The 14,312-nt window shown below is 68.4% G+C and carries 14 protein-coding genes; 6 read left to right on the top strand and 8 right to left on the bottom strand.

Annotation, left to right across the window (positions count from 1 at the left end; all coding sequences use genetic code 11):
• Positions 1 to 36: 36 nt before the first annotated feature.
• From IM770_RS03870 to IM770_RS03855, 4 genes are all read left to right on the top strand, one after another.
• Positions 37 to 1,167: a glycosyltransferase gene (locus tag IM770_RS03870; protein WP_203579765.1), complete on the top strand. Its 1,131-nt coding sequence runs from the start codon at positions 37 to 39 to the stop codon at positions 1,165 to 1,167.
• Positions 1,164 to 2,180, top strand: coding sequence for a glycosyltransferase (locus tag IM770_RS03865; RefSeq protein WP_239065621.1), 1,017 nt, complete (start codon positions 1,164 to 1,166; stop codon positions 2,178 to 2,180). Before IM770_RS03870 ends, IM770_RS03865 begins: the two co-directional genes overlap by 4 nt.
• Positions 2,177 to 3,634, top strand: a complete 1,458-nt coding sequence (locus IM770_RS03860; protein ID WP_203579889.1) for a glycoside hydrolase family 130 protein — start codon at positions 2,177 to 2,179, stop codon at positions 3,632 to 3,634. The genes IM770_RS03865 and IM770_RS03860 overlap by 4 nt, the downstream gene beginning before the upstream one ends.
• Before the next feature lie 140 nt (positions 3,635 to 3,774).
• Positions 3,775 to 4,875, top strand: a complete 1,101-nt coding sequence (locus IM770_RS03855; RefSeq protein WP_203579764.1) for a fatty acid desaturase family protein — start codon at positions 3,775 to 3,777, stop codon at positions 4,873 to 4,875.
• 23 nt (positions 4,876 to 4,898) lie between these two features.
• Here IM770_RS03855 and IM770_RS03850 read toward each other — a convergent pair whose 3' ends face one another.
• Both IM770_RS03850 and IM770_RS03845 read right to left on the bottom strand, forming a co-directional pair.
• Positions 4,899 to 5,612, bottom strand: coding sequence for a GAF and ANTAR domain-containing protein (locus tag IM770_RS03850; protein WP_203579763.1), 714 nt, complete (start codon positions 5,610 to 5,612; stop codon positions 4,899 to 4,901).
• Between the two features lie 22 nt (positions 5,613 to 5,634).
• Complete coding sequence (locus IM770_RS03845) at positions 5,635 to 6,333, bottom strand: GAF and ANTAR domain-containing protein (protein WP_203579762.1); 699 nt, start codon at positions 6,331 to 6,333, stop codon at positions 5,635 to 5,637.
• A gap of 120 nt (positions 6,334 to 6,453) precedes the next feature.
• Between IM770_RS03845 and IM770_RS03840 the strand changes: the two genes are divergently transcribed.
• A complete protein-coding gene (locus tag IM770_RS03840) occupies positions 6,454 to 6,618 on the top strand; it encodes a hypothetical protein (protein WP_191173235.1) in 165 nt (54 codons plus the stop codon).
• Positions 6,619 to 6,628: 10 nt separating this feature from the next.
• Here IM770_RS03840 and IM770_RS03835 read toward each other — a convergent pair whose 3' ends face one another.
• The 5 genes from IM770_RS03835 to IM770_RS03815 form a co-directional block, all read right to left on the bottom strand.
• Entirely contained in the window at positions 6,629 to 7,630 is a 1,002-nt protein-coding gene (locus tag IM770_RS03835; RefSeq protein WP_203579761.1) for a diacylglycerol/lipid kinase family protein, read from the bottom strand.
• 37 nt (positions 7,631 to 7,667) lie between these two features.
• The gene (locus tag IM770_RS03830; protein WP_203579760.1) at positions 7,668 to 8,216 is read right to left on the bottom strand and encodes a hypothetical protein; all 549 of its coding nucleotides are present in this window, start codon (positions 8,214 to 8,216) and stop codon (positions 7,668 to 7,670) included.
• Positions 8,217 to 8,394: 178 nt separating this feature from the next.
• The gene (locus tag IM770_RS03825) at positions 8,395 to 8,826 is read right to left on the bottom strand and encodes a DUF1048 domain-containing protein (protein ID WP_203579759.1); all 432 of its coding nucleotides are present in this window, start codon (positions 8,824 to 8,826) and stop codon (positions 8,395 to 8,397) included.
• An 87-nt stretch (positions 8,827 to 8,913) separates the two neighbouring features.
• Positions 8,914 to 9,915, bottom strand: a complete 1,002-nt coding sequence (locus IM770_RS03820) for an IS481 family transposase (RefSeq protein WP_203579758.1) — start codon at positions 9,913 to 9,915, stop codon at positions 8,914 to 8,916.
• A gap of 563 nt (positions 9,916 to 10,478) precedes the next feature.
• Positions 10,479 to 11,825, bottom strand: coding sequence for a vanadium-dependent haloperoxidase (locus tag IM770_RS03815; protein ID WP_203579757.1), 1,347 nt, complete (start codon positions 11,823 to 11,825; stop codon positions 10,479 to 10,481).
• 272 nt (positions 11,826 to 12,097) lie between these two features.
• Here IM770_RS03815 and IM770_RS03810 point away from each other — a divergent pair, with 272 nt between their 5' ends.
• A complete protein-coding gene (locus IM770_RS03810; RefSeq protein ID WP_203579756.1) occupies positions 12,098 to 12,349 on the top strand; it encodes a DUF1272 domain-containing protein in 252 nt (83 codons plus the stop codon).
• Between the two features lie 126 nt (positions 12,350 to 12,475).
• On the opposite strand, the gene IM770_RS03805 is transcribed toward IM770_RS03810, so the two are convergent.
• The gene (locus IM770_RS03805; RefSeq protein ID WP_203579755.1) at positions 12,476 to 14,164 is read right to left on the bottom strand and encodes a glycoside hydrolase family 13 protein; all 1,689 of its coding nucleotides are present in this window, start codon (positions 14,162 to 14,164) and stop codon (positions 12,476 to 12,478) included.
• Between the last annotated feature and the right edge of the window lie 148 nt (positions 14,165 to 14,312).

Below are 14,312 nucleotides of genomic sequence, written 5' to 3'. Positions count from 1 at the left end.
GGGCGACCGCCCCGGGCATCATCAGGGAGCGTCGCCGTGACTCACTACGGATTCCTCAGCACCTTTCCGCCGACCCGCTGCGGGCTGGCCACCTTCACCGAGTCGCTCTCCGCTGCGCTCGTCCGGCACGACGACGAGGGCACCATCGTCCGTGCGCTCGATCAGCCCGAGGAGCGGGGTCACCAAGATCCTCGTGCACGGTCACGCGTGCGGACCGACCTGATCGCCGGCGACAGTCTCAGCGCGTTGCGCGCGACCCTGGCGCTGAACGCGTGCGATGTCGCGATCGTGCAGCACGAGTACGGGATCTACGGTGGTCGCGACGGTGATGAGGTCATCGGCGTGCTCGCTGCGCTGCGGATCCCCGCCGTCGTCGTGCTCCACACCGTGCTCGTGGCGCCCACGCCGCATCAGCGGGAGGTCCTCGAGGAAGTGTGCCGACTCGCGTCCGTGGTGGTCGTGATGACGATCCACGCCCGTGACAACCTCGCCGCGACCTATGCGGTCGATCTCACCCGCGTTCGCGTCATCCCGCATGGCGTGCAGCATGTGGCTCTCCGCGATACGAAGCCGCACAGCGGCCGCCGCGTCGTCACCTGGGGTCTCCTCTCGCCCGGCAAGGGAATCGAGTGGGGCATCCGCGCCGTGGCGCAGCTCACGGACATCACGCCGGACGTCGAGTACATCGTGGCCGGTCAGACGCACCCCAAGGTGCTGGCGCACGCGGGGGAAGGCTACCGCACCATGCTCGCGGGTCTCGCGGGCGACCTCGGCATCGGGTCGTCGGTCCGCATCGATGGGCGCTACCTCGAGGCGTCACAGCTCGCCGCACTCATCGCGTCGGCGGACGTCGTGCTCCTGCCGTACGATTCGCTCGACCAGGCGACCTCCGGCGTCCTCGCCGAAGCCGTTGCAGCCGGCGTTCCCGTCGTCGCCACGGCATTCCCCCACGCTGTGGAGCTGCTGTCGAACGGAGCCGGGATCGTGGTCCCCCACCAGGACCCCGACGCCACGGCGCGAGCGCTGCGCGAGATCATCACCAGCGCGGCCGTCGCCGATCGCATGCGCGAGACCGCGCTCCGCGAGACGAACAAGACGACGTGGTCCGCAGTCGCGGACCGCTACCGCGCAGTCACGGCGCGGCTCGCCGCCGGCAGGGCCGCATGATGGTCCCGTCTCCGCCATACGACCACCTCCGCGCGCTGACGGATCACAACGGCGTCTTCGAGCACGCGCTCCTCGCCGAGCCTCGCCGCGAACACGGATACTGCGTCGACGATGTGGCGCGCGCGCTGATCGTGGTCGCGCGCGAACAGAAGCAGACCGTCGAGCTCAGGCGATTGGCTGCGACCTATCTGCGTTTCCTTGAGTCGGCGGTGCGCGCAGACGGTCTCGCGCACAATCGGATGGGCTCCGATGGGGAGTGGTCCGACGACCCGGGCATGGGCGACTGGTGGGGACGGCTGCTGTGGGCTCTCGGCACGATCACCGCGCAGCGAGGCGACCCGTGGACCCGTGCGCGCGCACTGCGGACGTTCCGGATCGCCGCGCGCGAGCGGTCGACGAGCCTGCGGACCCTTGCCTACGCGGCCCTCGGTGCGGCGGAGATCGTGCGCGTGCGCGCCGACGACCACATCGCCCGGACGCTTCTCCGGGAGTACATCCGGGCGATGCCCGATCTGCCGGCTCCCCCCTGGCGGTGGCCTGAACGTCGCCTGGCTTACGGCAACGCATCGATCGCGGAAGCGCTGATCGCCGCAGGCGATGCCCTCGGAGACGAGGCGGCCACGACCCAGGGTCTGCGGATGCTCGACTTTCTGCTCTCGGTCGAGACATCGAACGGCCGATTCTCCGTGACGGGGACGGCGGGGCGCGGACCCCGCGAGAAGGGCCCGTCATTCGATCAGCAGCCGCTGGAGCTCGCCGCGCTCGCGGACGCGTGCGCCACGGCGCACGCCATCACCGGCGACCCGGTGTGGCTCCCTCCGATCGCGCTCGCGTGGCAGTGGTTCACCGGTCTCAACGACGGCGGGACCATCATGTTCGACGCCGAGACCGGCGCCGGCTTCGACGGGCTCGAACCCGACGGCAGGAACGAGAACCGCGGCGCCGAATCGACATTGGCCGCGTTGAGCACCTACCAGCAAGCTCTCCGACACTGTCTGTTGACAGCGCCATGACGACCCGCATCCACGCGACAGGGCTGACACCGCAGCCGGACCGGGTGATCGCCCAGCTGTTCCTCCCGGGCGAGGAGTGGTCCGCCGAGCACTCTCGCGCTGGAGAGATCATCGCGCGCGTCATCGCGATACCGGACGATCGCATCGATGCGCTCGCGGCCGAGCTAACACATGACTTCGGTTCGCGGCATCCCGACATCCGCGCGCTGTTCCTGGAGAACGCCGCCGTCGTGAGCTCCCGCCTGGGCGACCCGGTCGACATCAGCGTCGAGCGTCGTCTGGTGCTCGGCGCGAGTTTCACGGCGGAGTACGCGGTCGAAGGTGCAGCGCTGTGCAACCCCAGCGCGATCGAGCATCCCGACCAGACAGGGTTGGCTCCCGGGCAGTTGCGTGTCGCGGTAGCTCTCCGCGCCATCGGGGAGGGTCACCGTTCCTCCATCGAGTTCGCCGAAGCCATCATCGGTCCCGGCCGCCGCTGGACCTTCGTGGATCGGATGCTGCCGCTCTGGCGGGCGCGGATCGACGAAGGAGACTGGAGCATCGCCCATTTCCGCGCCGCAGTCGAAGAGGCGGGGCTCGTCAATGAGATCTCGCACAATGTGCTGCAGGGGCTTGACGACCGGTTCACCGTGTCGGACGTCGAGGCCTCCGTGACACGCCTGCCGAAGGCGCTCTCTCGGCGCGCGGACAGCGCTCGGCACATCGAGGCGATTCGCGAGCTGGCGATCTCCGTCTATCGCGCCGTGTTCTCCCGCGAGACCTCCCTCAGCCAGCGCGTGCTGACCCCGGTGGCGGCAGAGGAACGGCACGGGATGGAGGACGCACGATTCGTGCGATTCACCGACCTCGCCGGGACCACCCACTACCGCGGAACCTACACCGCGTACGACGGGCGCGCCATCGCCCCACGGCTGATCGTCACCTCGGATCTGCGCGAGTTCGACATCCATCGCCTGACCGGCGATGCTGCCCAGGACAAGGGGATGGCTCTGTTCCCTCGCCCCGTAGGCGGCAGGTACCTCGCGTTGAGCCGCAGCGGGGGCGAGAACATCTCGCTGGCGGAGTCGCACGACGGCGTGATCTGGAACCAGGCCGGTACCGTCCACCCCCCGTCGGAACCTTGGGAGATCGTGCAGACCGGCAACTGCGGCCCACCGCTGGAGACACCGCACGGCTGGATCGTGCTCGTTCACGGCGTGGGCCCGATGCGCAGATACTCGCTGGGAGCGATGCTTCTCGACCTCGACGACCCGACGATCGTCCTAGGTCGGACGGCGACCCCGATCCTGCAGCCGGTCGGCGACCGTCGCGACGGCTACGTGCCGAACGTCGTGTATTCGTGCGGCGGGCTCATCGTGGACGACGTGCTCTGGGTCCCGATCGGCATCGGGGACGCCCGCATCGGCGTGTGCTCGATAGGAGTCGACGAGCTTCTCGCGCACCTGGTTCCGTGACCTGACGGCGGGTTGAGGAGTCTACCTCCGTGTTTCCTGCATGCAGACACGCACACCCGATAACGGGCGTAACCTGAGGTCAGATGGCCCGGACCCTGTCATTGGCGCACGTCATGCGATTCGTCCGACAGGAGCACAAGATGGCCGTCAACACTCCCGGGTCGATCGCCTCCAGCGTGCGATCCACAACGCCGAAGGCGCCGAATCTCTACACCGAGCTGTCGAAGATGGTTACCGGGAGCGGCCTCATGCGGCGCCGCTACGGGTACTACTGGACCAAGCTCATCGCGGCGCCGATCGTCATCGCGACTGTGCTCGTCGTCTTCGTGCTCCTCGGCGACACCTGGTGGCAGCTGGTCACCGGTGCCGTCCTCGCCGTCCTGCTCACCCAGGTCGCGATGCTCGGACATGACGCCGCGCATCGGCAGATCTTCCGGTCCGGCCGGTGGAACGACTGGACCAGCCTCGTCCTCGGGAACCTTCTCGTGGGCATGAGCTATGGCTGGTGGCAGCATAAGCACACGCGACATCATGCCAACCCCAACAAGATCGGCAGCGACCCCGACATCGAACTCCCGGTCATCGCGTTCACCCCCGAGCAGGCCGACAAGCGGCGTGCGAGTCGAAGCGGACCGCTGCGCTGGCTGATCGCCCATCAGGGGGTGCTGTTCTTCCCGATCCTGCTGCTCGAAGGGCTCTCGCTGCACGCGTCGAGCGTGCGGCGTGTGTTCGCACGTGAGCAGCTGCGACACCGTCCGATCGAGATCGCCTTCCTCGCAGTGCGGATCGTCGGGTTCGTCGTGCTCGTCTTCCTCGTGCTGTCCCCAGGGATCGCCTTCGCCTTCCTCGGCGTCCAGCTCGGGCTGTTCGGGGTCTACATGGGAATGGCGTTCGCGCCCAACCACAAGGGGATGCCGCTCGTCCCGGCCGACGTGAAAGTCGACTTCCTCCACCGGCAGGTGCTCATGAGCCGCAACATCCGTGGCAGTCGGATGCTCGACACGGTCATGGGAGGACTCAACTACCAGATCGAGCATCACCTGTTCCCCTCGATGCCTCGACCTCACCTCCGTCAAGCGTCCGGGATGATCCGCGCCTTCTGTGTGGAACACCACGTCCCCTACACCGAGACGGGTCTCTGGCAGTCCTACGGAATCGTCCTCCGGTACATCAACAGGGTCGGACTCGGCGAGCGCGATCCGTTCGAGTGCCCGTTGCTCCAGCAACGACAAGCCGTCTAGCTGCTCGCCCGGCCGTCGAGGAGTCAGAGCGACAGTCGCCCGTCGATGACGTCGCGCGCGACGACGCCGATGGGCGTCTGTGTGGAGCGGGCGTGGCTCCGGATCCGTGCGAACGCCTCATCCATGTCGATGTCCCGCATCTGGGCGAGGTATCCCTTGGCCTGTTCGATCACGACCCTGCTGTCGAGCGCGCGCTGCAGCTGAGCCTGTGCGAGCTCGGATTCCTCGACCAAACGCTGCTGCAGAATGCTGATGGTGGCGATATCGGCCAATGCCTGCGCGGCCGCGGCATCGGCCGCGTTCAGCGCGCCGGCCTCATCGCGGAACAGATTCAGCGATCCCAGCGTCGAGTCGCGGAGCCGCAGCGGGATCGCATGGATCGACGAGAACCCGGAAGCGCGCGCATCGGCGGCGAACGCGGGCCAACGATGGGCGATCTGATCGATGTCGTCGACCGAGACGACCTCTCCTCCTGTCGCCGCCTCGACGCAGGGCCCGGCGCCGACGCGCAACTGCATCAGCTCGACGAGTTCGCTCCGCTCGCTCGTGGAGGCGATCACTTCCAGGCGGTTGGACGGGCTGAGCAGCAGGATGCCGGCAGCCGACGCGTCGAACAGCGAGATGCAGTCGTCGACGAGCCGCTGGAGTACGTCGACGATGTCGAAGTCGTCGACGAGGGAGTCCGCCAGAGTGACGAAGGTTCCCAGCAGCTGATGCTCGCGGGTGAGCGCCGTCATGCCGTCATCCTAAGCCTTGGGATCACAGTCTCAGGTCGAGCCGGCGTGCGATGACGTCCGCCGCGACGTCGCGCACCGGACGCCCCGCCGCGAACGCGTGGCCGCGGAGGAGCAGGAGGGCGTCGTCCACGCCGATGCTGTTCCGTGCTGCGACCATTCCGGTCGCCTGGTGAACCTCACGACGAGAGTACGGTTCGTCCCGCGCACCGTCGTCCGGCGCATCGAGACGGTTCAGCGCCCTCCTCAGGAGAGTGCTCGAGACGATGGCCGCCAGGCGGCTCATCCGTTCGATGTCAGCATCGGACAACTCGCGGGCGGTCATCGAGTAGAGGGCGATCGAGCCGATGCCGAGCGTGCTGACATACAGCGGGAACGCGAAGAGCGCTCCCACATCGAGCTCTCGCAGGGCGGCCCATGTGCCGGGCCACAACGCCCCGCCATCGACCTGCAGGTCGGACGCCGTGACAGGAAGCCTCGTGCGGAGAGCTTCCCAGGACGGCCCCTCGCCGAGGTCGATCTGGATCTCGTCGATCCGTGCGCCGAGCTTCGTGCTGGCGCACACCGTCGCTGAGCCCATCGGCGAGCCGAGTGTCGACACCACCGCGCCGGGCATCGCGACAGCCGCTCGCAACGGCGAGCACAGGTCGTCGCCGCCGCCCACGAGCGCGGCCACGGCGATCTCGAGGGCATCACCCGGCTGGTGGTCGGGACTCGTGGACATCGCTTGCGCCACCGTTCATCTCAGAATGACCAGGCGCGGGGTCTCGGTGCCCTGCTCATGAGCGTACGCGCACGGGCGGAGCTCTGTCTTCGGTCGGGCGAGGAGCGTACTGTGAGGAACATGTGGACAGTCCTTCTCATCCTGCTGGTTGCGTGGGTCGTGCTGTCGATCGTCGGTTTCGTCTTCGACGGCCTGATGTGGCTGGGCATCATCGGGATCGTGCTCTTCGTCGGCACCCTCATCTTCGGGATCCTCCGCCAGCGCGCCCGGCGCCCCAAGCCCTGAGCGAGCAGGATCACGACGCCGTCGACGGCGGGGCGACGACGCGGACGTGCAGCGCACCCGGTGCGACGCTGATGCGCGCACGGACGACGTGCCCGAAGGGGTCACCGTCCAGCTCCACCGCGTGAGGGGTTTCGAAGCGCACCTCGAACTGCCTGCCCTGGACGTAGCCGAGCGCGTGAAGGTCCGGCGACCGCGAGAGCCATCGTCGGGTGAACGGGGAGCGGCGAGCAGCGTTCTGGAGCGTCAGCCTCGTTCCGATCCGCGCCCAGCCGAACGGACCCGCCGGCCGCATGATGACGACATCCAGGAGTCCGTCGTCGATGACGGCGGCCGGGATCAGCAGCATATTGCCCGTGAGGGTTCCGCAGTTGCCCACGATGACGGTGTGCGCGCGGGTGGATCTGCTGCGTCCGCCGTCGATGCGGTACGTCAGGTGGAAGAGCCGATTCGCGACGATCGATCGTGCGATCGGTGTGACGTACGCGAACCACCCGAGGCGCTTCTTCGCGACCGCGCTGGTCTCCTGCGCCATCTGGGCGTCCAGTCCGATCCCCGCCATCACCATGAACACGTGCACCTGCCGGACGCCATCCTCGTCCTCGACCTCCGCGACACCGACATCGACCGTGCGATCGACCCCGGTGAAGGCCACCGAGACGCTGGCGGGAATGTCGTTGAGGGGTGTGCCGAGGTCGCGGGCGAGCAGGTTCCCCGTGCCGGAGGGGACCAGCGCAATCGGGATGCCCGTGTCGCGTAACTCCGCGGCCGCGGCGCGGACGGTGCCGTCTCCGCCGGCGACGATCACGACCGCCGGGTCGCCCGCGGCAGCCTGCGCCGCGGCAGCTCGGCCGGCATCCTCGCTCGCGGTTTCGTACCACCGGGTCGGCTCCCACTCCATACGACGCTCATGCTCGGCAACCGCCGTGCGGATGCGTTCGACCGGCGCCTTCGTCGGGTTGTATACGACCGCCGCGTGCGGATGCCCTCCGTTCCTCTGCTCCGATCTGCTCATCTGCCGGTCCGGATCGTACCGGGCACCTGCATCGTGCTCAGCGGCTGTGCCCGCCCTCGGTTCCCCAACTATCGATCTGCTCTTGATCGGTCGCGGCCCCTGCCGTCTGATCGCCCGCAGATCCGGGCGCCTTCGCCGACGCGGATGCCTGGAAGGTGATGGACTCAGCGAGCGCCGCCACCGCGGCCGCGCGAGCCTGCTCGGTCTCCGCTGCATCGTGGACCTTCATTGCAGCGGCATCCTGGCGAGCGCGAACACCCGCACTGATCTCAGCCAGTCGATCCGCCAGGACCGCCGCGAGCCCGTCCCTGAGTTCTTCCAGATTCGTGTTCGAAATCTCCAGCCGACGGTCCGAGACCGTCACCTCGACGGTGGGGTACCCGGCCCGCGCGAGCCGGTCCCGAGTCTCGATCCCCAGGATCTCCGTGACCTCGTCGCGTTCAGGGCGACGGGTGAATACCGCCTCCACCGTGTAACGCTCCGGGGCGTGGTCTGTCAGCAGCGCAGCAGGCAACGACCCCACCAGCACTGATCCCAGGCCCAGCGCAGCGACATCGATGCCGCTCGTTCGTGTCTGTGTCTCCATGATCGAACGGTACGCCTCCTAGATGTGTAGCTCACAGGTTCGTGAACGTCGCTATCAGCGAACCCCGCGACGCGTCGTATCAGAGATGTCCTCCCGATCCGGATTTCCCCGGCCCGCACCTCCACCCACTCAACACGATCGGCGCTCGTTGGATCAGAGTCTCAGACCCGGGCGACGCTTACGAGAAGTCGGCCGCACCCGGGTACCGGTCCTCCATCGTGCTGTGAGCAGCCTTCGGCCAGCCTGCCGACGTGCGGCCGGCGACGATCGCGTCGATCGTGCGGGCGAGGTCGGCCCGGGCGCCGGCGTCGCGCGGCGCGTGCGTGTAGTTCTCGAGCAGCGCTTCCGCGACCTGGGCCGGATCGTGACCGACGACATTCCGCACCGGGATGCCGTCTGCGGCGGCCTGCGCGAACAGCGCGGCCAGATCTTCGAGCGCGCCCGCAACGGCATCGGCTCTGGTGATCGGCCGGCGATGGTCGAGGTAGGCGGCGAACGCGGCGAACGCCGCGCGGAAGTCCGCGGACAGCAGGCCGACCGGCGTCGCGTGCGTGGCGTCGAGCGTGGACCGCTCGCCTGTGAGGCTGTTCGTCGAAATCTGCTGCGCCATCGTCGGCTCCTTCTACCCGGGGGAGGCGATCGCTCGCAGGTTACGAGAGATCCAGGGAACGACACGCTACGTGTCGTGTTCGGGACGCTAGCTGTAGTTCCCCGTGAGGTTGTGAACGCGGGCTGAGGGCGTTTGGCCGCCGATGCCGGTGTGGGGTCGGTGGTGATTGTAGTGATGGAGCCAGGCCGTGTAAGCGTTGGCGCGCTCGGCTTCGCTGGCGTAGGACTTCGCGTAGGCCCATTCGGTGCCGAGGGTGCGGTTGAACCGCTCGACTTTCCCGTTGGTCTGCGGGCGGTACGGCCTCGTCCACTTGTGTCGGATCTCGCCTAGCGCGTCTGCGAACGCGTGTGAGCGATAGCAGGCGCCGTTGTCTGTCATCATCACGGCGGTGACGTTCACGCCGATCTGCGCGAAGAATGCGTTGGCGCGGGTCCAGAACCCTGCGGCGGTCTCCTTTCGTTCGTCATCGAGGATCTCCGAATACGCCACCCTCGAGTAGTCGTCGACGGCATGATGCAGGAACCGGTAGCCGCGCGAGCCTACCGCGCCGGCGCGCGTCGCGCGTCCCCGAGCAGCTCCGGCAACGAGGTCCTGCACGGAACCTTTCCCGTGAACACGCCAGCCCCCGCCGTCCGGGATTCGGCCCTGCTTCTTGATGTCGACGTGCACCAGCTGACCGGGCTTGTTGACCTCGTAGCGCTGCGGCTTCGAAGTGCGCACCGGCAGCCCGGTGGCCTGGTCGATGTGCGCGAGCTTCGGCATCCGGAAGCGGGCGAGCACCCGCCCGACTGTCGAGCGGTGCAACCCCAGGTGGTACGCGATCCGATGCGGTCCCCACCGCCGCGTGAACCGCAACGACACGATCCGCCGCTCCGTCCGCTGCGGCAGCCGGTTTGGTGACGTCAGCGGCCTCGAGTTGCGGTCGCTCAACGGCAGACCGGCCCGATACCGGTCCGCCCACTTCTTCGCCGTAGCCGGCGAGCACTGGAACCGTTCCGCCGCCCGCCGCAATGGCCAGCGCCGATCGACGATCAGAACAGCAAGACGACGACGCCCCTCCGGCGTCAAAGGCGCATTAGCGTGAGTCACGAAGACCTCCGTGGATCTGATGTGAGGGTGGTACCCACATCGTCCCGGAGGTCTTCGCCTAACTCACACGTTCACAACGTGTCGGGGAACTACAGCTAGCGACGCGATCGAGATGACACCTCGATGAGTGCTCCGACAGCGAGAGGATAGTGCTCGGGCCCGGCTCCGGTCCCGCCGCTCGCTCTTTGCAGACTCCGCGCTCCGCGCTCCGCTTACCAACCGCTCGCTCTGGGCACTACGCCGACCCCGACCACTCACCCGGCCGACTGTCGGGGCGCCGCAATCTGAGCGTGCGGGGGAGTGCGGCATCCGATTTGCCCACAATTTGCCCACATTCGAGGAGAATCGGCACCGATCCAGACAGCTCGGGACGGTTCGAGAAGGCCCGAAAAGCCGCGTAATTCCGGGAGTTTGGGGCCGATCTCGCGAACCGGCGTGGAGGCGTCGGCAGAATTCGATTCCCCCCATCTCCACAGCCGCTGTCACAGAGTTGAAGGCCTCGGCCCCGCGATTCGTCGCGGGGCCGAGGCCTTTCTCGTCCTGTCGGCCGAGCGGCGCGCCTGTCAGCGACCGACCGGCTGCAGGTGATGTGCGGCCGCGTACTGCGCGACGTTCATGCCGAGCAGCTGACCCTGGACGTCCGCGTGGCGGAAGTGCAGTCCCGCCCAGATGCGGGCCTCGATGAGCTCGGCCAGCGGCTGCGAGAACGACCCGAACGTGCGGTCCCTCACAGCGCCGGTCGGGAGGAACGTCGAGGAGCTCGTCATCGTGAAGCCATCGTCGATCACATCGCCGAAGAACATGCGCAGAACGGCGACATGCGCACCGTCGAGGCAGTTGTGCCCAGAGGGCTGGTCGGGGTACGGGGCGGTGATCAGTGCACTCCAGCCGGGGTCGGCGATCGTCGCCGCGTTGCCGTCCTCGCCGGCGCGATGGATCGCGTTCCACGGCCGCCAGAAGTCGTAGTGGTACTTGTCGTTCCAGCAGTTGATGGCGGCGTCGGCCCCGCTCAGGTTCTCGAGCGCGAGCAGTCGGGCCGCGTCTGCGGCGGAAAGGCTGTTCCGCTCGATCAGCGACCGGGCGACGTCGTTCCACGCGATGATCGGCGCCCATTGCCACCACTGAGCGACATAGGTCTGATGAGTCGTCCTCGTCGACCCGACCGCTCTGCCGATCAGCTGCACTTCGTTGACCTCGGCCGCGTATGCCGCGCTGTCGAGCGCGGGCGGTGCAGCGGTGCGGAACTGCGACGGGCTGTCGAGGAAGAACGGATCCACGCCACCCGCCCATGGTGTGGGGTCGAGCACCTCCTGCCCCGACGCGTTGAGGAGCGGCGACCAGTGCCCCGGCGCGGGGTTGCGCACCCACTGCGACGGGCCGAACCGTCCATCGTCTTCGCGTGCCTTCAGCATCGCGTCGGCTGCCGCGCGGCCCGCGGCGACGCCCTGCTGCTCGAAGCTGCCGTCGGCGACGGCATCCATCGACGCCTTGTACTCCGCAGCCAGCCCCGCGAGCAGCCCCGCCCTGCCGGGGAACGGGGCGAGCTCGGGTGCGGTGGAGACGAGCTCGGTGAGCATCTCGTACGCCGCGGTGGCCACAGCGGCATCGACGGATGCCTTGGCCCCGAAGCGCACGTTGAGCACGTACGGCTGATGGCGCTTGGGGCCGATGGCGTTGACCGCGTCGTATACGGCGCCCTGGGTCATGCCCATGTTGATCTGGAATGCCGGCGGCGCGCCGCCGTCGGGTCCGGGGATGGCGCCCAGTGTCGAGAGTGCGACTCTGTTCCAGTTTGTGACTGCCGTCGCACCCGCCTCTGTCGGCGGTGCCGCCGAGGCGCCGGCGCCGGCCATGGTCACCGATGCGATGACGGCGACTGCCACGATGCTGAGGGATCGACGAATGTTCATGACAACCTCACAAGCCGTGATCAGAGACGATGCCCCGGGTGCTCTCACTGTCCCACCGGGCGGAAACCGCGTCGATTGGCGATAGCCCTTAGGGAACAGCCATCCCATGGGTGCGCACTACCTAGGTGGCCGACGACCCCGTGTTCGGGCACGGATCGCGGATGCCCGCCGATCGTGCGGGAACGCCGTGGGATGCTGCGGGTGGCGGGATTCGGACGAAGATCGACCGGTGGTGATGCGCGCCGCGCCGGACGCGGGCCTACGCTCGGGGGATGCTCGAGATCCGACCCAGCTGCGAGTGCTGCGACCGCGACCTTGCGGCGGATGCCGAGGCTTACATCTGCACGTTCGAGTGCACCTGGTGCCCCGCGTGCGCCGCGCGCTTCCCCAGACGGGCGTGCCCGAACTGCGGTGGAAATCTCGAGCGCCGCCCGGTGCGTCCTCCGGCGGCACTCGAGCGCACTCCTGCCGGCACGAGGCGGGTGTTCTCGCCCGACTGCGAGAGCAGGTTCGCGCCGGCGTGAACGGTGCAACGCCGCCGGCCGCGCCTGCCGAGCGGGCCGGCGTGAGCGAGCATCGGCTCCTCACCCGCGGACCACGAGTTGACGCCGCCGGGTTCGGCCGCGTCGAGGGGCGGCGTGCGGCGCCCGTCAGGCGCCGGAGATCCAGACGGTGGTCTCGCCGGGCAGCTCCCGCCCCTCGAAGTGGTGGCTCGAGAGCGACGTCGCGCCGCCGACGGGCAGCTCATACGGAGCCTCGCCGAAGTTGGTGACGACCGTCCACCCGTTCGGGCGCCGGTAGCCGAGCACGTCGTCACGACCCGTGTTGATCCAGGCGATCGACTCCTGCGTCTGCAGCAGCCGGCGAAGCGCCAGCGCCTGCCGATAGAGCGAGAGGGTCGATCGCGGGTCGTCGTCCTCCGCCGACACGGCGCACTCGGCGAACCAGGACGGCTGCGGGAGGTGGGCATCGCCCTCGCCGAAGCCGAACGAGGGTCCCGATGCCGACCACGGCAGAGGCACTCGGCATCCGTCTCGCCCGACGTCCTCGCCGGGACTGCGGAAGAACACCGGATCCTGGCGTTGCGAGTCGGGGATCGAGGCCACCTCGTGCAGGCCGAGCTCCTCGCCCTGATAGAGGTAGGCCGAGCCCGGCAGGCCCAGCACGAAGAGGGTAGCCGCCTGCGCGCGGCGCAGCCCCCGTCGCGCGTCGAGCGCGGGGCTCTCCCCGCCCGACAGCAGCCATTCATTGCCGTGCTTCCGTGTCGGGCGCCCCTTCTCGTCGCGCTGGGCATCGGGCAGGCCGTACCTCGTGGCGTGCCGGACGACGTCGTGGTTCGACAGCACCCACGTGGTCGAAGATCCCGACGTGTCGGCGAGCGCGAGGTTGTCGCTGACGATGCGACGGAACTGGGCGGCATCGAAGTCGGCCTCGAGCAGGTCGAAGTTGAACGCCTGGCCGAGGCTCTCGGCGCGCGCATAGAGCGGGATGCGCGATGGCTCGACCCATGCCTCGGCCACCGCCGTGCGAGGCGGGTCGTACGAGTCGAAGACCTCGCGCCACTCGGCGTAGACCTCGTGCACGTCGTCGCGGTCGATCATCGGATGGTTGCCGTCGCGCGGCATCTCGTCGAGCTCGGCCTGCGAGGGGAGGGGGTCGACGAAGTCCTTCGTGAGCATGTGCGCGACGTCGATACGGAAGCCGTCGACGCCCCGGTCCGACCAGAAGCGCAGCGTCTTGACGAAGTCGGCGCGCACCTCGGGGTTCGACCAGTCGAGGTCGGGCTGTTCGACGGCGAAGTTGTGGAGGTACCATTGCCCGTCCGCCACGCGTTCCCACGCCGACCCGCCGAACAGCGATACCCAGTCCGCCGGCGGCTCTGCACCGTCGGGACCGGTGCCTTCGCGGAAGATGTAGCGCCGCCGAGCGGCGGAACCACGCCCGGCCGCGAGCGCCTCCTGGAACCACGCGTGCTGGTCGGAGGTGTGATTCGGCACGATGTCGACGACGACTCGGATGCCCACGTCGTGCAGCGCCGCCAGCATCTCATCGAAGTCGTCGAGCGTTCCCAGCCGCGGGTCGACATCGCGGTAGTCGGCGACGTCGTAGCCGCCGTCGGCCAGAGCCGACGGGTAGAAGGGGCTGAGCCAGACCGCGTCGATGCCGAGCTCTTTCAGGTACGGCACGCGGGAGGTGATGCCCCGGATGTCGCCGATGCCGTCGCCGTCGGCATCCGCGAAGCTCCGCGGATACACCTGGTAGACCACCGCCTGGCGCCACCACTCCGGCGATTCGAGGTCGTTCAGCTTGGCGGTCAGCGGTGCGGAGTGCGCAGTCATCGCAGGGACGATTTCCTTTCAACGGCGATGGTGGCGATCGAGTGGCCGCGCGGGCGGTGGACGATCGGCGAGGGGCACGTCGGACATCCCACCCTGCCAGGAACATGCGCGGGTGGACAGAGGCGTCTGTCTGCGCGCCCCCGGTGAG

The organism is Microbacterium hibisci (assembly GCF_015278255.1).
GTDB classification, from domain to species: Bacteria; Actinomycetota; Actinomycetes; order Actinomycetales; family Microbacteriaceae; genus Microbacterium; species Microbacterium hibisci.
The sequence above is the reverse complement of the archived record's forward strand: the minus strand, read 5'-3'. Positions and strand labels throughout refer to the sequence as shown.